Here is an 18,164-nt window from a genome sequence, read left to right as displayed (position 1 = left end):
GCGACGGCCCAGGCCCCTCAGAATGGGGCCGTGAACCCCAACGACCTCTGGTGGCAGACGCTGGCCGATGGCCCGCTGCTGCTGGCCCTGTTTGATGCGGGCGAATGCCTGCGGCAAGCCAATGCGGCCTATCGACAGGCCTGGGGGCTGGCTGCCGATGCATCGCCGGGCTGGCTCGAGATGGTCGAGGCCGCCCAGCGGGCCGGCGTCGGCCCGGTCGACGTGCCGGAGCGCCGCAGCCGCATGGCGCAGCGAGGCTATGAACAGGCCTGGCGCGACGGCCGGCGCCTCTGGTGGGTGGAGCAGCGCATGCCAGACGGCGGCCTGGCGCTGACCGGCGTGGACATCAGCGCGCTGGCGGGGCCGCGGCCTTTGACGGGCCAGTTGCTGTCGGCTCAGGCCGGCCGCGAACTGCTGCAGGCTCTGCTGGCCGACCCGCGCGCCTGGCCCTTGTCCGTGGCGACGTTGGCACCCGAGGCCGATCCGGCCGAGCTGCTGGCGCGCACCCGTGGCGAGGATGGCTGCATGCGCCTGGACGACGGGCGGCTGCTCGTCATGCTGCCGTCCACTGGGCCAGCCCAGGCCGCGGCGCTGGGCGAGCGCCTCGGGGCATTGACGCTCACCGAGGCCATCTGGGGCGAATCGGCAGCGGCACTGATCGTCAGGGCTTGAGCTTCAGGTCCCGGCCTTGAGCCTGGGCCGGCGCGGGCAAGCCGGCGATGGCGGCCAGCGTGGGCGCCAGATCGGCAATTTCGACGCGTTCTTTCACCTCGCCCTGGCCGACATAGCCCGGACCCCAGAACAGCAGGGGCACATGGGTGTCGTAGTCGTAAGGGCTGCCGTGCGTGCTGCCACCAGGCCGGTAGCTGAAGATCCAGTTGCGTTTCAGCACGATCTGCAACTGCGCGGCGCGCGTCGGATCGAAGGACTTGCGCATGGCTTCCAGGTAGGGGGTGGTGCGGTCGTCTCCCAGCAACTGCTCGCGGGTGAAGACGGTGGCCACGCCGGGCAGCTTCAGCAGTTCCTCGCGGGCGGCAGCCTGGACGTCAGCGAACTTCAGGCCCTTGTCGGCGGCCAGCTTCTCGTCCAGCAACAGGCCGGAAGCGGAAAAGTCGCGCGCCAGCCTGTCGACGCCAAAGCGTGCCGACAGGGCGGTATTGACGACCGCCAGTGACGGCGAGCTGTTGAAGCGGCCGGCATCGCGGCCCTGGGTGGCCGCCCATTCCGGCGTATCGGTGAAGCCGTGGTCCGCCGTCAGCGCGAGTACATAGTTGCCGGCACCGACTTCCTTGTCGAGGAATTGGAAGAAGGCCTGCAGATGGCGGTCCAGATGCAGGGTGTGGTCGTGCGACAGCCGCGACTCGGGGCCGAAGGCATGGTTGATGTAGTCGTGGCTGGACAGGCTGACCGACAGGATGTCCTGCACACCGCGCTGGCCGAGCTTCTCGTTCGTGATGGCGGCGCGCGCGAAGGCCAGCGTTAGCTCGTCGCCGAAGGGCGAGGCCAGCAGGCCGCCGTAGAAGCGCGGGCCGGGGCCGTCCATCTTGTCGCCGATGACGGCCGGCAGCTTGTTGCCGTTGCCGCTGGCGATCTGCCAGGACTGGCCGTCAGGCACGGAGCGGGCGTAGGCCGCCTCCGGGAGAAGGGGAGCCCAGGTCTTCTTGAAGAAGGCGTCGGCCGGGTTGGTGGCGTTGAAATCCTTCACCCATTGCGGATGGGCCTGCATGTAATAGGTGCTGGAGGCGAAACGGCCCGTCTCCGTCATGTACATATACGCCGTGCCCTTGTGGCCGGCCGGCAGGATGGCGCCGCGATCCTTGCCCGAGATGCCGATGACCTTGGACGCCGGCGAACCCGTGCGCAGCACGTCGCCCAGGGTCTCGACCTTGAGGTTGCGCGGGCTGGTGCCGGCGAGCGGCGCGGTCGGGCTGTCGATGTACTGGTAAGCCACGTCGCCGGTGTTGTAGACCTGGGCGCCGGTGGCGGGGTCGCGCCATTCGTTGCTGATGATGCCGCTGCGCTGTGGATAGGCGCCGGAAAGCATCACCGAGTGGCCGGCTGCCGTCACCGTGTGGCCATGGCCGTAGTGGGCCTGCGAAAACCAGCGCCCATGGTCGAGGAAGCGGGCGAAGCCGTCAGGTGCCAGCTGGTCCCGGTAGCCCGTCACCTGGCGCATCGGCAGGCCGTCGATGACGACCAGGACGAGGAGCTTGGGTTTTTTTTGCGGCGCCACGGCCGGCGGCGCCGTCGTTGCGCAGGCGGACAGGGCAGCGGCGAAGGCCAGGCTCAGCAGGCGACGGCGAGTGTGCAACATGACGTTTTCGTGACAGTGGGTCCGCAAGCTTACGTCGTCACAATGTCTGGCTTGTAAACGCCATGGCCGAACCGGACACCTTCGACCCCACCCATGCGCTGGACGGCTGGCGTCCGCCCGCGCCTGTGCCCGTGCCGCTGCAGGATCTGGCGCTCGGCGCGTTGCTGCAGGGCGACGGCAATGGGCAGGGCAGTGAGCCGCTGCTTCCTCTCGTCAGGGCTGAAACCGTCAACTTCGACCCCACGCATCTGCTGGACGGCTGGCGCCCGCCCGCTCCGGCGCCCTTGGACCTGGAACTCAGGTCCCTGGTGCGCGCGGGCCGCAGCGGGCCCGACGAGGCCAAGAAGGCGCGACTGAAGGCGCGTGGCTACGAGATGCTGGACGTTGAGGACATCGAGTTGCCCGAGGCGCCGCCGCCGCGCATCGCCGTCGAGCTCCTGGTTCGGGAAGTCTCGCCCGCGCCACCGCTTGCCGAGGCCGAGTTCGTGCCGCCGCCTGTGAGCGAGGTGCCGCCTGCGCCGCCGGTCGAGGGGCCATGGCCCCTCTTCGAAGCCGAAGCACAGGTCCTCGAGGAAAGGGCCTCGGCGCCCGCCGAGCCCGACGCTGTCGACTCGCCTGGAGCGCCGCCGCTTTTCGCCGCCGAAGCGGCATGGCTTGATCTCCGGTTCGAGCCGCCTCAGATCGTTGAGGACGATGAAGCGTTGGCGGAGCCGCCACCCGCAACTGCGGTCATGCATGGCGGCGAAGCGCTCGCAGCGCCCTCGTCGGACGTGGGCGCCGCCGCGCTGATGGCAGACGTTGAAGCGCCCGAAGTGTTCGCGCCGGAGCCAACGCCGTTCATCGACATCGCCGAGTCGATCGACGAGCCGCTGCAGCCCGCTGCCGCGCAGGCGCCTGAGTCGTTGAGCGCGCCGCTGCCAACAGCGCCTGCCCTTGTGGAGGACGCTGAGCCGCTCGAAATTCCGCCACCTGCTGCGGTCGAAGCGGCAGTGTTGGACCCGGAGCCGCCGACGGTCGAGCCCGAGCCCGAACCGCTCATCGAACCCGTCGAGCTGCCCGACGAGCCGCTGCAGCCCGCAGTCGCGCAAATGCCTGAACCGCCACCCGCGCCGCCGCTGTCCACGCCCGCCGTCGCGGAAGACGCCGGGTCGCTCGACACGCCGCCGGCCACCGTCGAAACGCCGGTACTGGATTTCCGCGCACCGCCCCCTGCCGTCGTCGAAGCGCCGGTGCTGGACTTCCGGGCCCCGCCGCCACCGCCCGAGCCGGACCCGCAGCAGGTCCTCGACGACATCGAGCTGCCCAAGGTGGTGCCCCTGCCCACGGCCGTCGAGGCACCGGTGCTGGACATGCAGGCCCTTGCCTCGCGCAGCGAACCCGACCCGCGGCTGGTTGCTGAGTGGCAGCCGCAGGCCTGGACGGCGTTGACGCAGCACGTGGCCGATGCCAGTACCGAGGTGTCGCAGACGGCGCATGGCCTGCACGTGGAAAACCATGCAACGCAGTGGCTCTGCGCCCTGTGGCCGCCCCTGGACGCGCAGCCGGCACTGCTGGCGCGCTGGCCTGAGATGGTCACTCTCGTCGGCGCGGCGACGAGAGTCGATGCCTTGGCGTCCTTGCTGGAGGCACTGCCCACCGAGGCGGCGTTGTGGCCGGCCGAGTTGGAGGCGGACTGGGGGCTGGTGGCGGAACTCGTGTTGCACCAGGACAGGGACCTGCGGCCCAACCACGCCCAGGTGCTGCGCGAGTTCGTGGAAGCGGAGCGCCGCGCCAATCTGGCGCGCTTGAACGCCGGCTACCAGTCCCAGGGCCGCGTCGCCCGGCGCAAGCCATGACGAGCGGCCAGGCGCCGTTGCTGGAGGTGGCCGATGGCGTGGCGCTCATCACGCTGCGCCGGCCGCGCCAGGCCAATCGCCTGGCTGTGGACGACCTCGACACCCTCGGCGGCTTCATCGAGGCGGTGGATGCGAACGATGCCGTGCGTGTGCTGGTCCTGGCCGGCGAAGGCAGGCATTTCTGCAGCGGCTTTGATCTCGGCGCCCTGGGTGCCGTTGATGCGGGCGCGCGCTTCGGGGAACTGGCCGATGCACTGGAGGCCGCGCGGCCCATCACGATTGCGCGCCTGCATGGCGGTGTCTATGGCGGCGCCGCCGATCTGGCCCTGGCCTGCGACTTCCGCCTCGGCGTGCCGGCCGTCGAGATGTTCGTGCCGGCGGCGCGCATCGGGCTGCATTTTTATGCCGGTGGCCTGCAGCGCTTCGTCGACCGCCTGGGTCTCGCCACCGCCAAGCAGGTGCTGCTGGCCGGGCGCACGCTGGACGCCGCCGCCCTTCTTGGCTGCGGCTATCTGGACCAGTTGCTGCCCGACGTCGCAACGCTGGACGCCGCGCTGCAGGCTCTGGCCGACGAACTGCAGGGGATGGCGCCCCTGGCCCTGCTGCCGATGAAGCAGCACCTGAACGCGATCGCCGCTGGGCGGCTCGACGCGAAACAGCTGGCGGCCGACATCGTCAAGGCGCGCGATTCGGCCGATCTTGCCGAGGGTCAGGCGGCCTGGGCGGGCAAAAGACCAGCGCGATTCAAGGGGGGTTGAAAGCCCTAGGCCGGGGCTTTCGCCACATCGTGGAAAATACGGGGCCTGCGCGCCTGCCTGGCGCCCCTCTTTACACACTCTTCGACAGGACCAGCGTGGCCAAAGAAACCACCAAGACCACCATCGAAGCGGATGGTCTGCGCTACCGCTCCAAAGCTCCCGGTTCGCCCTTCGCGGCAACCTCGTCTTTCGGCGCAGCAACGATGTCTTGCTTCCTTTGCGGCAAGCACCGCCCCCGAGCCATGCTCAAGTCCAAGAAGCTGTTGGGCAAGTCGCAGCCCGTCTGCTCGCCTTCTTGCAAGGAACTCGATGCGCAAATAGCAGCCAAATAGGGCTGTCAGCCCCTCACCTCGCGTGAGGGCCATGAACGACCCAGCGCCGCCACGGCCTCGACCGCCGTGGCGGCGCTTTTTGCATTCAGCCTTGGCGGAAGCAGCGGCCGCAGACGGAACGGTAGCGCGCGTTGCCGCCGATCTCGACCTGGGCGCCTTCGGTGACCTTGCGGTTGTTGGCGTCCACGCGCATGTTCATCGTCGCCTTGCGGCCGCAGTCGCAGATGGTCTTCATCTCGTCCATCTCGTCGGCCAGCGCCAGCAACGTGGCCGAACCGGGGAAGAGTTCGCCCTGGAAATCCGTGCGCAGGCCGTAGCAGATGGCCGGCAGATTGCGCAGATGCGCCAATTCGTGCAGTTGCTGCACCTGGTGCTTGGACAGGAACTGCGCCTCGTCGACCAGCAGGCAGGCGATGCCCGGCCCGTCTTCGTTCTGGCCGACCAGGGCCAGGAAATCGGTGGTCTCGTCGAATTGCTCGGCCTCACGCTTCGGGCCGAGGCGCGACGTGACGAAGCCGTGGCCATAGCGGTCGTCCAGGCGAGCCGTGAAGATGCGCACCCGATGGCCGCGTTCCTCGTAGTTGTGTGCCACCTGCAGCAAGGCGGTGGATTTGCCGGCATTCATCGCGGCGTAGCGGAAAAAAAGCTTGGCCATGTCGTCTTCTGGAGCGGAGCGGCATTGTCCTCGCTCGCTTACCCCGCAGATCGGGGTAGGGAAAGCCCGCGATTTCGGCCTTTGCTGGCGGCAACCGCGGGCTTGCGAGATGGCGTTGTCATCTTCGCCGTGCGTCAATTCACGTTTCGTCCCGACCTGTCTGAAGAATGAGCAAAGACACCGTCACCGCGGTCCGCCAGGATGGCTTGCGCTACCAGTCGAAAATCGGCGGTTCGCCTTTCCTTGGAAGCGGCCACACCCGCTCCTGCTTCAAATGCGGCAAGCATCGTGCGCCGGCCAGCCTGCAGTCCATCCGACTGCTTGGCCGCAACGAGGTAGTCTGCAAGCCCAACTGCAAGGCCGAGCCCTAAGGGGCCTCTGTCGGCTGGGTGCGCTTGCCGCACCCTATGACGCCCGCCATTGACGGCGCTGGACCTGTTGCATAGCATGATATGCATATCGGTTGAGCGGAGCTCGTCATGGTCGAAGATGTCGTCAAGGAACTGGGCCACCTGAGCCTGGGCACTCGCCTCAAGCGCATCGGCGAGACGCTGCAGGCGCAGACCCAGGCCGTGCTGGTGGCGCATGGCTTTGAGCAGCCGGCCGCATGGTTTCCGCTGCTGGCGGCGCTGGACCGGCTGGGGCCGCTGAGCGTCGGCGAGCTGAGCCAGGCCGTGGGTGTCAGCCAGCCCGTCATCACGCGTTCGCTGCGCGGGCTGGAAGACGAAGGCCTCATCGGCTCGGAGGCGTCGGAGCAGGACCGGCGGGTACGCCGCATCGCGCTGAGCAGGAAGGGGCAGGGTCTCGTCGAGCGGTCGCAGCGCGAGGCCTGGCCGGCCATCGAAACGGCCGTCGCGCAGGCCTGCGCGGGGCTGGAAGGCGACCTGCTGGCCCAGCTCGCGGCGCTGGAAGACGCGCTGATCGAAGCGCCGCTGATGCAGCGAGGGCCGGCATGAACGAACTCGACCGACCCGTCTGGGCCAGCCTGCAGCACCAGCCGCATTGGGGCACGGGTGACGAGAAGGCGCGACGCTTCAAGGCCGACATCAACCGCTTTGCTGCGACACCCGACGAAAGCGCCGCCAGCCTGGCCGCGCTCGCCGCCCTCGTGCAGCCGGGCGATGACGCCGTCTTCCTGGCCCAGGTGCCACCCATCGTCGTGCCGCCGGGCTTGATCGCAGTGAAGGAAGCGCTGGGCGTGCAGATGGTGGCGACGCAACCTTTGACGGCAGACGGAGACTTGCAAGTCCTCGGCGATGCCGATGCCGCCGAGATGCTGGCCCTGGCCACGTTGACCGAGCCCGGGCCCTTTCTGCCGCGAACCCACACCATGGGCCGCTTCATCGGCATCCGCATCGACGGCCGGCTGGCGGCCATGGCCGGCGAGCGCATGCGCTTTGCCGGCCATGTCGAGGTCAGCGGTGTCTGCACCCACCCCGACTTCCGCGGTCGGGGCCTGGCGCGCCGGCTGTCGGCCGCGGTGACGGCCGACATCCAGCGTCGCGGCGAGCAGGCTTTCCTGCACGCCTGGACGAGCAACACCGCCGCGATTGCGCTCTACGAAAGCCTGGGCTTCGTCACGCGTGCCACCGTGAACATCGCTGTGCTCAAGCGCCAGCCAGCTTGACCGGGGCCGTCTCGCTCCAGCCGCCACCCAGGGCCCGGATCAGCCCGACCGTGGCCTGGTACTGAGCCGAGCGCACCTGCAGCGCGGCCCGCTTGTTGGCGAGCTCACTGCGGCGCGCGTCCAGCAGTTCCAGCTGGCTGACCAGGCCGTTGCGGTAGCGCGTGTCCGACAGCTTCAGCGCCTGGCCGGCCGCGCTGACCGCACGCGCATTGGCCTCGCCCTGCTGCTGCAGCAGCGTCAGCGCGCCGAGTTGGTCCTCGACGTCCTTCAGCGCCAGCAGGAACTGCTCGCGGAAGGCAATCGCCGAGCCATCGAGCTGGGTCTTGGCCGCGTTGACACCCGCCTCGCGGCGGCCGCCGTCAAAGATGGGCAGCGCGGCCAGCAGGCCGACGCCCCAGGTGCTGGCGCCACTCTTGAGCAGGTTGGACAGCTCGCTCGACACGCCGCCGCCCTGCGCCGTCAGCGCCAGGCTCGGCCACCACGCAGCCTGGGCGACGCCAACCCGCGCTTGCGCGGCCTGCAACTGGCTGCGTGCGGCGGCGAGGTCGGGGCGTCGTTGCAGCAGCTCGCTCGGCAAGCCGGCGGGTACTGTGGGCAGGGCAGTGGCCCACGCGGTGGGCGCGAGTCGGAAGTTGGAGGCCGGCTCGCCCAGCAGCACGGCCAACGCCGTTTCAAGCTCCAGGCGGCGGCGGTCCAGGGCCAGCGCCTCGGCCTCGTTGGCGGCCAGCTCGGCGCGCACGCGAGCCAGGTCCAGGTCGGCGACGTCGCCAGCGCGGGCGCGCTTCTCGGTCAGCGACAGCGTCTCGCCATAGGCCGCAACGGTACCCCTGACGATCTCGCGCTCGGCATCCAGGGCACGCAGCGCCAGATAGCCGCGGGCAACATTGGCCTGCACCAGCAGGCGGGCATCGGCCAGCAGCTGTTCGCGGGCGAGCACGTCCAGCGCGCTGGCATTGCGTTCGTGCAGCAGGCGGCCGCCCAGGTCCAGTTCATAGGCCAGGTTCAGGCCGGCGTTGTATTGCGTGATGCCGCGCGCGCCGGGGTCGGCAGCGCGGCCAGCACCGGCGGCGACGCCGAGCTGCGGCAGACGCGCCGCCTCGGTGCTGCCCAGTGCCGCACGCGCCTGCGCCAGGCGGTTGGCTGCGGCTTGCACGCTGGTGTTGGCCGCCATCGCACGGCCGACGAGGTCGTCCAGCACCGGGTCGGCAAAGGGCTGCCACCAGCTGGCGGTCAGCGCAGGTGCGTCGTTCGCAACCTGGGCCTTGTAGGCGGCGGGCGCCTGCGGCAGCTGGGACGGGTCGACCGTGCCGACCGACGCGCAGCCGGCCAGCAGCAGCGCTGCAAAAAGTGGGGTCAGGTTCAATTTCATGATGTTGATCACTTTCCTCGTTGCGGCAGGGCGTCGATGACGGGCTGCGTGGGTGCGGCAGGAGCGGCGACCTGGCCACCGTGGTGGCGCAGCGGTGCATTGCCGGTGACACGGCGCACGATGACGTAGAACAGCGGCGTCAGGAACAGGCCGAACAGCGTCACGCCGATCATTCCGGCGAACACCGCGATGCCCATGGCCTGGCGCATCTCGGCGCCGGCGCCGGTGGACAGCACCAGGGGCAGCACGCCCATGACGAAGGCCATTGACGTCATCAGGATGGGACGCAGTCTGAGCCGCGCCGCCTCCAGCGCGGCCTGCATCGGCGTTCTGCCGGCGAACTCCAGCTCACGGGCGAACTCGACGATCAGGATGGCGTTCTTCGCACTCAGGCCCACCAGCACGATGAGGCCGATCTGCGTGAACACGTTGTTGTCGCCATGGCTGAGGTACACGCCCGTCATCGCCGCCAACAGGCCCATGGGCACGATGAGCAGGATGGCGATGGGCAGCGTCAGGCTTTCGTACTGCGCGGCCAGCACCAGGAACACCAGCAGGATGGCCAGCGGGAAGACCCACGCACCCGAGTTGCCGGCAATCTTTTCCTGGTAGGTCAGGTCGGTCCACTCGTAGCCGATGCCCGGGGGCAGGGTCTCGGCGGCGATGCGTTCTACCGCGGCCTGGGCCTGGCCCGACGAGAAGCCGGGTGCGGCGCCGCCATTGATGTCGGCGGCCAGGAAGCCGTTGTAGCGCAGCGCGCGCTCCGGCCCGAAACTGGGCGTGACCTTCATCAGCGCGGCCAGCGGCACCATCTCGCCGGTGTTGGAGCGCACCTTCAGCGCGCCGATGTCCTCGGCACGGGCGCGGTAGGCGGCGTCCGCCTGCACGCGGACCGAGTAGGTGCGGCCGAACTTGTTGAAGTCGTTCACATACAGGCTGCCGAGGTAGATCTGCATGGTGTCGAACACGTCCGTCACGGCCACGCCGAGCTGGCGCGCCTTGGTACGGTCGAGGTCGGCGAACAGCTGCGGCACATTGACCTGGTAGCTCGAGAACAGGCCGGCAAGCTCGGGCGTCTTGTAGGCCTTGGCCATGAAGCCCTTCAGCGCCTGGTCCATGGCCTCGTAGCCGAGGCCGCCGCGATCCTGCAGCTGCAGCTTGAAACCACCCGTCGTGCCCAGGCCCTGCACGGGCGGCGGCGGGAACATGACGATGAAGGCATCCTCGATGGCGCCGTATTGCGCGTTCAGCTTGCCGGCGATGGCGCCCGCGGACAGATCCTTGCTCTTGCGCTCGTCAAAGGGCTTGAGCGTTGCAAACACGATGCCCGAGCTGGAGCTGTTGGTGAAGCCGTTGATCGACAGGCCGGGGAAGGCTACCGCGTGCTCCACACCCGGCGTCTTCAGCGTGATGTCGGTCATGCGGCGGATGACGTCCTCGGTGCGGTCCAGCGTCGCGCCGTCGGGCAGCTGGGCGAAGCCGATCAGGTACTGCTTGTCCTGGCCCGGCACGAAGCCACCGGGCACGGCCTTGAACAGGCCGGCCGTGGCTGCAACGAGCACGAGGTAGACGACCATCATGAAGGCCTTGCGCGACATCAGCGTCTTCACGCCACTGCCGTACTTGGCGGAGCCGCTCGAGAACAGCCGGTTGAAGCCGCCGAAGAAACGGCCCAGCACGGCGTCCATGCCGCGGGTCAGTGCGTCCTTGGGCGCGTCGTGGCTCTTCAGCAGCAAGGCGGCCAGGGCCGGCGACAGGGTCAGCGAGTTGATCGCCGAGATCACCGTCGAGATGGCGATGGTCAGCGCGAACTGCTTGTAGAACTGGCCGGTCAGGCCGCTGATGAAGGCCAGCGGCACGAACACCGAGATCAGCGTCAGCGCGATGGCGATGATGGGGCCCGACACCTCACGCATGGCGCGGTAGGTGGCGTCGCGGGGCGACAGGCCCGAGGCGATATTGCGCTCCACGTTCTCGACCACCACGATGGCGTCGTCGACGACGATGCCGATGGCCAGCACCAGCCCAAAGAGGCTCAGCGCATTGATCGAGAAGCCGAAGCCGTGCATGACGGCGAAGGTGCCGATGATGGACACCGGCACGGCCAGCAGCGAGATGATGGAGGCGCGCCAGGTCTGCAGGAACAGGATGACGACCAGCACCACCAGTGCCACGGCTTCGAGCAGCGTGTGGATGACCGACTCGATGGACGCGCGCACGAACTGCGTCGGGTCGTAGACGATGGTGTATTCCACGCCTTCGGGCATGGCCGTCTTCAGGTCTTCCATCGCGGCGCGCACATTGGCCGAGATGTCCAGCGCATTGCCGCCCGGAGCCTGGAAGATGGGCACGGCGACGGCGGACTTGTTGTCCAGCAGCGAGCGCAGCGCGTATTCGCTGGCGCCGAGCTCGATGCGGCCGAGGTCGCGCAGCCGCGTCACGGCCCCATTGGCGCCACTCTTGACGATGATGTCGCCGAATTCCTCAGCGGTCTGCAGCCGGCCCTGCGCGTTGACGGACAACTGCAGGTCGATGCCTTGCAGGCCCGGTGAAGCGCCAACGACGCCGGCGGCGGCCTGCACGTTCTGGCCGCGGATGGCGGTAACCACGTCACTGGCCGACAGGCCATGCTCGGCGACCTTCTGCGGGTCCAGCCAGACGCGCATCGCGTAGTCGCCCGAGCCGAACATCAGCACCTGGCCCACGCCGGGGATGCGCGCGAGGCGGTCCTTGACGTTGAGCAGCGCGTAGTTGCGCAGATAGGTCATGTCGTAGCGCTCGTTGGGCGAGGTCAGGTGCACGACCATGGTCAGGTCGGGGCTGCTCTTGACCGTCGTCACGCCCAGGCGCTTGACCTCCTCGGGCAGGCGCGCCTCGGCCTGGCTGACGCGGTTCTGCACCAGCTGCTGGGCCTTGTCGGGGTCGGTGCCGAGCTTGAAGCTGACGGTCAGCGTCATCAGGCCGTCAGTCGTCGCCTGGCTGCTCATGTAGAGCATGTCCTCGATGCCGTTGATGGCTTCCTCGAGCGGCGTGGCCACCGTCTCGGCGATGACCTTGGGGTTGGCGCCGGGGTATTGGGCGCGCACGACGACCGAGGGCGGCACGACGTCGGGGTATTCCGAGATCGGCAGCGCGCGGATCGACAGCAGGCCGCCGATGAAGATCAGCAGCGACAGCACGCCCGCAAAAATGGGGCGGTCGATGAAGAATTTGGAGAGATTCATGTTGGCTCCAGACAGCACGCCCCCCGCGGGCCGGCTGAACCGGCCCGCTGCACGGGGCTTGCGGTGGGATGGGGGGCTAGGTCAGGAGATCTTTGCGGCAGCTTGCTGGGCAGCCAGTTCGGGTTTGGCGTCCATGGCGACGTCCTTGGGTGCGAGCACCGACCCCGGCCTCACGCGCTGCACGCCGCCGACGACGATGCGCTCGCCGCCCTTGAGGCCGCTGGTCACGACACGCAGGCCGTTGACGTTGGCGCCCAGCGTCACACCGCGCCATTCGGCCTGGTTGCCCTGGCCGACGACGATGACATAACGCTTGTCCTGGTCGGTGCCGACGGCGCGCTCATTGACGAGCAGGGCCGCCTCGTTCTTCGCCTGGCCCATGCGCAGCTTGGCAAACTGGCCGGGGATCAGGCCGCCGTCCTTGTTGTCGAAGACGGCGCGTACGCGCAACGTGCCGCTCCTGGCATCCACCTGGTTGTCGACGAGTTGCAGGCGGCCGGTCTGGCTCTTGTCGCTGCCCGCCAGCATCTCCACGGGAATGCGCTCCATGCCTTTGCGCTCGGCGCCGCCGCCGGGCAGCGAGGCGAGCGCCTCGCGCACCACCTTTTCGTCGGCATCGAAGCTGGCGTAGATCGGGCTGACCGACACCAGCGTCGTCAGCACCGGCGCACCGGCACCCGCGGCGACGAGGTTGCCCTGCGTCACTTCGATCCTGCCAACGCGGCCCGCCACCGGTGCACGCACCTGGGTGTAGCTCAAGGACAGCTGCGCCGATTGCAGCGCGGCCTGAGCGGCGCGCAGGTTGGCCGCACCTTCACGGGCGGCGTTGTCCTTCTCGTCGAACTCGCGGCGCGCCACGGCGCGCTCCTCCAGCAGGGACTTGGCGCGTTGGGCCTCGCTGAGCGTGTACGTGACGCGGGCCTGGGCGGCGGCCACCTGTGCTTCCAGGCGCTGCACCTCGGCCTGGTAGGGCGCGGGGTCTATGGTGACGAGCAGGTCGCCCGCCTTCACGAGGCTGCCCTCGCGGAAATGCACGGCCTGCACGGCGCCCGACACACGGGCCCGCACATCGACGCGCTCGACGGCTTCCAGGCGGCCCGAGAACTCGTTCCAGGCCGATACATCCTGGCTGACAACCTGGGCGACGGACACCGGTGTGGCGGGCGGCGTGGTGGGGCCGGCGTCGGCCTGGGCTGCGCCCGAGCCGAACTGGGCGAAGCCCACGGCGCCCAGGGCGACGAGAGCGACAGCGCCAGCGATCAGGCCGGCACGACGATTGAGACGAGGGTTGGACTGCATTTCTATTTCTCTCCGAAGGTCAATCAGGCAGGAATCAGGCGGGAAGGGACAGCGCGCGGCGGGCCGCTTCACGCAGGAATTCGTGGATGGGATTCAGCGCATAGCCCGGCGCGATGGCGGGCAGCGTCATCTCCTTGGCGGTGCCGCCTTGCTCCCGCAGTGCAACGGCATAGCGGCGCGACTCGTCGCTCAGCGGGTGGCCCGCGGCGCTGAGGATCAGCGCGGGCGCCAGGCCGCTCAGCCGGCTGGCGTTCAGCGGCGCGGCATAGGGGTGGTCGGCGCGCGTGCTGCCGCCCAGATAGGCCTGCCAGCCCTTGGCGTAGTGGCATTCACAGCCGCCGCATTCGCCGTCACGCATGGAGGCGCTGCCGAGTTGCGGGTCCAGCATGGGCGCAATCAGCAACTGGCCAGCGAGCTTGGGTGCGTGCTGGTCGCGCGCCATCAGCGCGAGCGCCGCGGCGAGGTTGCCGCCCGCTTCCTCGCCGGCAACGAACAGGGCGGTGTGCGGGCTGCCGGTCAGCCTGGCCGGCTTGGCGGCGAGGGCCTGCAGGGCCTCGAAGGCGGCGCTCAGGCCGCTGGGGAAAGGGTGCTCAGGCGCCAGCGGATAGTCCAGCGAGACGACATCAGCGCCCGCGTCGGCGAGCATCTCGCTGCGCGCCCGGCTGGCCTGGAGTGAGCCGTCCGTGAAGCAGCCGCCGTGCAGCCAGAGCAGCAGCGCGCGCCCGTCGACGTCCAGTGGCCGGCGCGCCGTGTAGACCTGGGCCACGAGGCCCGGCGCAGGGCCGAGGCGCAAAGTGGCAGGGGAGGCGATCTTGTCCATGGACCGAAAGATAGTGATCAACGGCCTAGGGATAAACGGCCTTGAAAGTGACTCACTTTTCCTTGCCGTGGAACAATGAAGTCATGGACCGACTCTCCGCGATGCAAGCCTATGTTCGGGTGGTCGAGGCCGGCACCTTCACCAAGGCGGCCGATTCCCTGGACCTGCCCAAGGCCACCGTCACGCGCCTGATCCAGACGCTGGAAGGCCATCTGCGCACCAAGCTGCTGAACCGCACCACGCGGCGCGTGACAGTGACGCCGGATGGCGCGGCCTACTACGAGCGCGCCATGCGCCTGCTGGGCGACCTGGAGGAGCTGGAAGGCAGCATGAACCAGGCCCGTGTGACGCCGCGTGGCCGCATCCGCATCGACGTTCCCGGCGTGGTGGGGCGCGAGATGATCATTCCGCACCTGCCGGATTTCTACGCCAAGTACCCCGACATCCAGATCGAGCTTGGCGTCAGCGATCGCACGGTGGACCTGATCAGCGACAACATCGACTGCGTGATCCGTGGTGGCGAGTTGACCGACCAGAGCCTGGTCGCGCGGCGCATCGGCGAATTCCGCTTCATCACCTGCGCGACGCCCGAATACCTGCGCCGCCATGGCGCGCCAGCCCATCCGCTGGAGCTGACGCAGGCGCCACATCGCATGGTGGGTTATTTCTCGGCACGCAGCGGCAAGGTCATGCCAGACACCTTCCGCCGCGGCGAGGAAGAAATAGAGGTGGCGGGCAACCACATCCTGGCGGTGAACGATGCGAATGCCTATCTGAATGCCGGCCTGGCCCACCTGGGCGTCGTGCAGGTGACCTGCTTCATGGCCGGCCCGCTGCTCAAGAGCGGCGAACTGGTGCGGGTGCTGGAGGAATGGGACGCCGACCCGGTGCCGGTCTACGTCGTCTACCCGCCCAACCGCCATCTCAGCAGCAAGCTGCGGGTGTTCGTCGACTGGGTCGTCGAGCTGATCGGCCGCGAGGCGATGGGCGGGCTGAAGCTGCGCTGTACGACGAGCTGAGGGCTCAAGCCTCGTCGGCCGCGCTGCTGGCGACCACGGCCGCCGGACCGAAGTCTTCGGCCGACGGAGCTGGGGCGCTGATAGCCAGCAACATGCCCGCCGCCAGCGCTGCGACTGCCGTCGCGGCGGTGATCAGCGTGGAAATGGATCGGGTGTTGTTCATGGTGACTCTCCTGGTCGGCCACCGCCGAGCGGGGTGTGCCGATAGGTTGTCACTGTAGGAATTGCGCGCCGCGAGAAAAAGCGGGGCAGAGAGAACGGCGAGTTGCTGCCAGCGGAACAATCCGCGGCTTGAAAACCGGTCAGCTCTTGCGCGGCGCACCCCGCCCGCGTTCCTCCAGCCAGGTTTTGGCCGTCGAGAAATGCCCGCAACCGATGAAGGGCCGCGGCGGCTTCAGTGCCGACAGCGGCGAGGGGTGGTTGGCCTTCAGCACCAGATGGTCCTGGCGGGCCGCCTCGATCAGCGGCGCCTTGGCCTGGGCATAGCTACCCCACAGCATGAAGACCTTGGGAGCCGGGTCTTCAGCCGCGGCCTTGATGAGGGCGTCGGTCAGCACCTCCCAGCCACGGTTGGCATGGCTGGCGGGCTGACCGTCCTCCACCGTCAGCACGGCGTTCAGCAGCAGCGTGCCGCCCTCGGCCCAGCGCACCAGGCTGCCGTTGGGCGGGAAGGACTTGCCAAGGTCGCGCTGGATCTCCTTGAAGATATTGCGCAGGCTGGGCGGCAGCGGCACGCCGGGCGGCACGCTGAAGGACAGGCCCTCGGCCTGGCCGGGGCCGTGATACGGGTCCTGGCCCAGGATGACGACGCGGGTGCTGGCCAGCGGCGTCAGCGTCAGCGCGCGCAGCGGCTCGGGCGGGTAGATGGTGGCACCGGCGGCGGCGCGCTCTTCCAGGAAGGCTTCCAGTTTCTGGCCAACGGGCGAGGCGGCCCAGGCTTCGACGACGGGGCGCCAGTCGGTGTCGGGGAGTTGCAGCGGCAGCTTCATCCGAACAGGGTCGCCAGCGCCTGGCCCGGGTCGGGCGCGCGCATGAAGGCCTCGCCGACGAGGAAGGCGTTGACGTTCGCCTCGCGCATGCGCTTCACGTCCGCCGCGCCGAGGATGCCGGATTCGGTCACCAGCAGCTTGTCGGCCGGCACGCGCGGGAGCAGGGCCAGCGTCGTGTCCAGCGTCACGTCGAAGGTGCGCAGATTGCGGTTGTTGATGCCGACCAGCGGCGTCTTCAGCTGGAGGGCGCGGTCGAGCTCCTCGCCGTCATGGACTTCAACAAGAACGTCCAGCCCGAGGGCATGGGCCGCCGCCTCGAGGTCGGTCATCTGCGAGTCGGCCAGGCAGGCGGCGATCAGCAGGATGCAGTCGGCGCCCATCGCACCGGCTTCCATGACTTGGTACTCGTCCACCATGAAGTCCTTGCGCAGCACCGGCAGCTCGCAGGCGGCGCGGGCTTCGCGCAGATAGTCGGCCGAGCCCTGGAAGAAGCGCTCGTCAGTCAGCACACTCAGGCAGGCCGCACCGTTGCGGGCATAGCTCTCGGCGATCTGTCCGGGCTCGAAGTCCTCGCGCAGCACGCCCTTGCTGGGGCTGGCCTTCTTGATCTCGGCAATGACGGCCGCGTGGCCGGCCGCGATGGTGGCGCGCAGCGACCGTTCGAAGCCCAGGCGTTCACCCTTGCGGGCCTCTGCCTCCTCACGCTGTGAGGCCAGCGAGCGCTTGAGCTTGGCCGCCGCGATCTCTTCCCATTTGACCTCGACGATGCGGTTCAGGATATCGCTGCTCATTTGTGCCCCTCGTCCTGTGAATACCCCGGCCGATCCCCCAAGGGGATGTGGGCCGGCTCGGGAGCGGCCCAGCGCTCGGCCCTCACGCTTTTCCTCCCAGCCCCCGGGTCTGCTTGACGAAAGCATCCAGCTTGGCGCGCGCGGCACCGCTGTCCAGCGCCGCGCGGGCGCGGCCGATGCCGTCTGCCAGCGTCGGCGCCACGTTGGCGGCGTATAGCGTCGCGCCAGCGTTCAACAGCACGATGTCGCGCGCTGGGCCGGGCTTGCCGTCGAGCACACCGACCAGCATCTCGCGCGACTGTTCCGGGTTCTCGACCTTGAGGCTGCGATTGCTGGCCATGGCCATGCCGAAGTCCTCGGGATGGATCTCGTACTCGCGCACGGCGCCGTCCTTCAGCTCGCCCACCAGGGTGGTGGCGCCCAGCGAAATCTCGTCCATGCCGTCCTTGCCGTAGACGACGAGCGCGTGCTCGGCGCCCAGGCGCTGCAGCACGCGCACCTGGATGCCGACGAGGTCGGGGTGGAAGACGCCCATCAGGATGTTGGGCGCGCCGGCCGGGTTGGTCAGCGGGCCCAGGATGTTGAAGATGGTGCGCACGCCGAGCTCGCGGCGCACCGGCGCGATGTTCTTCATCGCCGGGTGGTGATTGGGCGCGAACATGAAGCCGATGCCGCACTCGTCCAGGCACGCGGCCACGGCACGTGGCGAAAGCTGGATGTTGGCGCCGAGGGCCTCCAGCACGTCGGCGCTGCCGGTCTTGCTGCTGACGCTGCGGTTGCCATGCTTGGCCACCTGCGCACCCGCTGCCGCCGCGACGAACATCGAGCAGGTGGAGATGTTGAAGCTGTGTGCGCCATCGCCACCGGTGCCGACGACGTCGACGAGATGCGGCAGCGGCCCAATCTCATGCAAGGGCACCTTGTTGGACAACTCGCGCATGACCTGCGCGGCGGCCGTGATTTCGCCGATGGTTTCCTTCTTCACGCGCAGGCCGGTCAGCAGCGCCGCCGAGATGACGGGCGACATCTCGCCGGCCATGATGCGGCGCATCAGCGTCAGCATCTCGTCGTGAAAGATCTCGCGGTGCTCGATGACGCGGGTCAGGGCTTCGGTGTCGGTGATGGGCATGGC

At 68.7% G+C, this 18,164-nt stretch carries 18 protein-coding genes; 8 read left to right on the top strand and 10 right to left on the bottom strand.

The window, feature by feature from the left end:
• Window positions 1-30 precede the first annotated feature (30 nt).
• A complete protein-coding gene (locus AC1DW0_RS24645) occupies window positions 31-672 on the top strand; it encodes a hypothetical protein (RefSeq protein ID WP_056191668.1) in 642 nt (213 codons plus the stop codon).
• On the opposite strand, the gene AC1DW0_RS24640 is transcribed toward AC1DW0_RS24645, so the two are convergent.
• Complete coding sequence (locus AC1DW0_RS24640) at window positions 662-2,314, bottom strand: alkaline phosphatase family protein (protein ID WP_477948591.1); 1,653 nt, start codon at window positions 2,312-2,314, stop codon at window positions 662-664. The genes AC1DW0_RS24645 and AC1DW0_RS24640 overlap by 11 nt on opposite strands.
• Window positions 2,315-2,376: 62 nt before the next feature.
• Between AC1DW0_RS24640 and AC1DW0_RS24635 the strand changes: the two genes are divergently transcribed.
• From AC1DW0_RS24635 to AC1DW0_RS24625, 3 genes are all read left to right on the top strand, one after another.
• Window positions 2,377-4,149: a hypothetical protein gene (locus tag AC1DW0_RS24635; RefSeq protein ID WP_457351283.1), complete on the top strand. Its 1,773-nt coding sequence runs from the start codon at window positions 2,377-2,379 to the stop codon at window positions 4,147-4,149.
• The gene (locus tag AC1DW0_RS24630) at window positions 4,146-4,907 is read left to right on the top strand and encodes an enoyl-CoA hydratase/isomerase family protein (RefSeq protein ID WP_457351281.1); all 762 of its coding nucleotides are present in this window, start codon (window positions 4,146-4,148) and stop codon (window positions 4,905-4,907) included. Before AC1DW0_RS24635 ends, AC1DW0_RS24630 begins: the two co-directional genes overlap by 4 nt.
• Before the next feature lie 95 nt (window positions 4,908-5,002).
• Window positions 5,003-5,239 (top strand): hypothetical protein, encoded by a 237-nt coding sequence (locus AC1DW0_RS24625; RefSeq protein WP_056266878.1) that lies wholly within the window; start codon window positions 5,003-5,005, stop codon window positions 5,237-5,239.
• Window positions 5,240-5,324: 85 nt separating this feature from the next.
• Here the strand turns inward: AC1DW0_RS24625 and AC1DW0_RS24620 are convergent, their stop codons facing one another.
• Complete coding sequence (locus AC1DW0_RS24620) at window positions 5,325-5,894, bottom strand: thymidine kinase (RefSeq protein WP_056191676.1); 570 nt, start codon at window positions 5,892-5,894, stop codon at window positions 5,325-5,327.
• Window positions 5,895-6,061: 167 nt separating this feature from the next.
• On the opposite strand from AC1DW0_RS24620, the gene AC1DW0_RS24615 reads away from it, so the two are divergent.
• The 3 genes from AC1DW0_RS24615 (at window position 6,062) to AC1DW0_RS24605 (ending at window position 7,521) form a co-directional block, all read left to right on the top strand.
• On the top strand, window positions 6,062-6,265 hold the full coding sequence (locus AC1DW0_RS24615) for a hypothetical protein (protein ID WP_056191678.1): 204 nt from the start codon (window positions 6,062-6,064) through the stop codon (window positions 6,263-6,265).
• Window positions 6,266-6,373: 108 nt separating this feature from the next.
• Complete coding sequence (locus tag AC1DW0_RS24610) at window positions 6,374-6,850, top strand: MarR family winged helix-turn-helix transcriptional regulator (RefSeq protein ID WP_056191680.1); 477 nt, start codon at window positions 6,374-6,376, stop codon at window positions 6,848-6,850.
• Entirely contained in the window at window positions 6,847-7,521 is a 675-nt protein-coding gene (locus AC1DW0_RS24605; RefSeq protein WP_082532352.1) for a GNAT family N-acetyltransferase, read from the top strand. Before AC1DW0_RS24610 ends, AC1DW0_RS24605 begins: the two co-directional genes overlap by 4 nt.
• Here AC1DW0_RS24605 and AC1DW0_RS24600 read toward each other — a convergent pair.
• The 4 genes from AC1DW0_RS24600 to AC1DW0_RS24585 all read right to left on the bottom strand — a co-directional run bounded on the left by AC1DW0_RS24600 (window position 7,502) and on the right by AC1DW0_RS24585 (window position 14,233).
• Window positions 7,502-8,890, bottom strand: coding sequence for an efflux transporter outer membrane subunit (locus tag AC1DW0_RS24600; protein ID WP_056192599.1), 1,389 nt, complete (start codon window positions 8,888-8,890; stop codon window positions 7,502-7,504). The two genes, AC1DW0_RS24605 and AC1DW0_RS24600, sit on opposite strands and share 20 nt — an antisense overlap.
• A gap of 8 nt (window positions 8,891-8,898) precedes the next feature.
• Window positions 8,899-12,114, bottom strand: coding sequence for an efflux RND transporter permease subunit (locus AC1DW0_RS24595; RefSeq protein ID WP_477948586.1), 3,216 nt, complete (start codon window positions 12,112-12,114; stop codon window positions 8,899-8,901).
• An 81-nt stretch (window positions 12,115-12,195) separates the two neighbouring features.
• Window positions 12,196-13,413, bottom strand: a complete 1,218-nt coding sequence (locus AC1DW0_RS24590; RefSeq protein WP_056191684.1) for an efflux RND transporter periplasmic adaptor subunit — start codon at window positions 13,411-13,413, stop codon at window positions 12,196-12,198.
• Between the two features lie 34 nt (window positions 13,414-13,447).
• On the bottom strand, window positions 13,448-14,233 hold the full coding sequence (locus AC1DW0_RS24585) for an alpha/beta hydrolase fold domain-containing protein (protein ID WP_056191686.1): 786 nt from the start codon (window positions 14,231-14,233) through the stop codon (window positions 13,448-13,450).
• A gap of 83 nt (window positions 14,234-14,316) precedes the next feature.
• Between AC1DW0_RS24585 and AC1DW0_RS24580 the strand changes: the two genes are divergently transcribed.
• Window positions 14,317-15,252 carry a LysR family transcriptional regulator gene (locus AC1DW0_RS24580; RefSeq protein WP_056191688.1) on the top strand — a complete coding sequence of 312 codons (936 nt, stop codon included), beginning with the start codon at window positions 14,317-14,319 and terminating at the stop codon, window positions 15,250-15,252.
• A gap of 4 nt (window positions 15,253-15,256) precedes the next feature.
• Here AC1DW0_RS24580 and AC1DW0_RS24575 read toward each other — a convergent pair whose 3' ends face one another.
• The 4 genes from AC1DW0_RS24575 to trpD all read right to left on the bottom strand — a co-directional run bounded on the left by AC1DW0_RS24575 (window position 15,257) and on the right by trpD (window position 18,161).
• Window positions 15,257-15,415, bottom strand: coding sequence for a hypothetical protein (locus tag AC1DW0_RS24575; RefSeq protein ID WP_157256194.1), 159 nt, complete (start codon window positions 15,413-15,415; stop codon window positions 15,257-15,259).
• Between the two features lie 139 nt (window positions 15,416-15,554).
• Window positions 15,555-16,241, bottom strand: coding sequence for a uracil-DNA glycosylase (locus AC1DW0_RS24570; protein WP_477948582.1), 687 nt, complete (start codon window positions 16,239-16,241; stop codon window positions 15,555-15,557).
• Entirely contained in the window at window positions 16,238-17,032 is a 795-nt protein-coding gene (gene trpC, locus AC1DW0_RS24565; protein WP_477948580.1) for an indole-3-glycerol phosphate synthase TrpC, read from the bottom strand. The genes AC1DW0_RS24570 and trpC overlap by 4 nt, the downstream gene beginning before the upstream one ends.
• Window positions 17,033-17,114: 82 nt before the next feature.
• Window positions 17,115-18,161: an anthranilate phosphoribosyltransferase gene (trpD, locus tag AC1DW0_RS24560; RefSeq protein WP_477948578.1), complete on the bottom strand. Its 1,047-nt coding sequence runs from the start codon at window positions 18,159-18,161 to the stop codon at window positions 17,115-17,117.
• Window positions 18,162-18,164 lie beyond the last annotated feature (3 nt).

Source organism: Roseateles sp. P4_D2, assembly GCF_056401875.1.
The sequence above is the reverse complement of the archived record's forward strand: the minus strand, read 5'-3'. Positions and strand labels throughout refer to the sequence as shown.

Coding starts and splice junctions, on each gene's coding strand:
- AC1DW0_RS24640 (WP_477948591.1), bottom strand. CDS start 2,314: ATGTTGCACACTCGCCGTCGCCTGCTGAGCCTGGCCTTCGCCGCTGCC.
- AC1DW0_RS24635 (WP_457351283.1), top strand. CDS start 2,377: ATGGCCGAACCGGACACCTTCGACCCCACCCATGCGCTGGACGGCTGG.
- AC1DW0_RS24630 (WP_457351281.1), top strand. CDS start 4,146: ATGACGAGCGGCCAGGCGCCGTTGCTGGAGGTGGCCGATGGCGTGGCG.
- AC1DW0_RS24620 (WP_056191676.1), bottom strand. CDS start 5,894: ATGGCCAAGCTTTTTTTCCGCTACGCCGCGATGAATGCCGGCAAATCC.
- AC1DW0_RS24615 (WP_056191678.1), top strand. CDS start 6,062: ATGAGCAAAGACACCGTCACCGCGGTCCGCCAGGATGGCTTGCGCTAC.
- AC1DW0_RS24610 (WP_056191680.1), top strand. CDS start 6,374: ATGGTCGAAGATGTCGTCAAGGAACTGGGCCACCTGAGCCTGGGCACT.
- AC1DW0_RS24605 (WP_082532352.1), top strand. CDS start 6,847: ATGAACGAACTCGACCGACCCGTCTGGGCCAGCCTGCAGCACCAGCCG.
- AC1DW0_RS24600 (WP_056192599.1), bottom strand. CDS start 8,890: ATGAAATTGAACCTGACCCCACTTTTTGCAGCGCTGCTGCTGGCCGGC.
- AC1DW0_RS24595 (WP_477948586.1), bottom strand. CDS start 12,114: ATGAATCTCTCCAAATTCTTCATCGACCGCCCCATTTTTGCGGGCGTG.
- AC1DW0_RS24590 (WP_056191684.1), bottom strand. CDS start 13,413: ATGCAGTCCAACCCTCGTCTCAATCGTCGTGCCGGCCTGATCGCTGGC.
- AC1DW0_RS24585 (WP_056191686.1), bottom strand. CDS start 14,233: ATGGACAAGATCGCCTCCCCTGCCACTTTGCGCCTCGGCCCTGCGCCG.
- AC1DW0_RS24580 (WP_056191688.1), top strand. CDS start 14,317: ATGGACCGACTCTCCGCGATGCAAGCCTATGTTCGGGTGGTCGAGGCC.
- AC1DW0_RS24575 (WP_157256194.1), bottom strand. CDS start 15,415: ATGAACAACACCCGATCCATTTCCACGCTGATCACCGCCGCGACGGCA.
- AC1DW0_RS24570 (WP_477948582.1), bottom strand. CDS start 16,241: ATGAAGCTGCCGCTGCAACTCCCCGACACCGACTGGCGCCCCGTCGTC.
- trpC (WP_477948580.1), bottom strand. CDS start 17,032: ATGAGCAGCGATATCCTGAACCGCATCGTCGAGGTCAAATGGGAAGAG.
- trpD (WP_477948578.1), bottom strand. CDS start 18,161: ATGCCCATCACCGACACCGAAGCCCTGACCCGCGTCATCGAGCACCGC.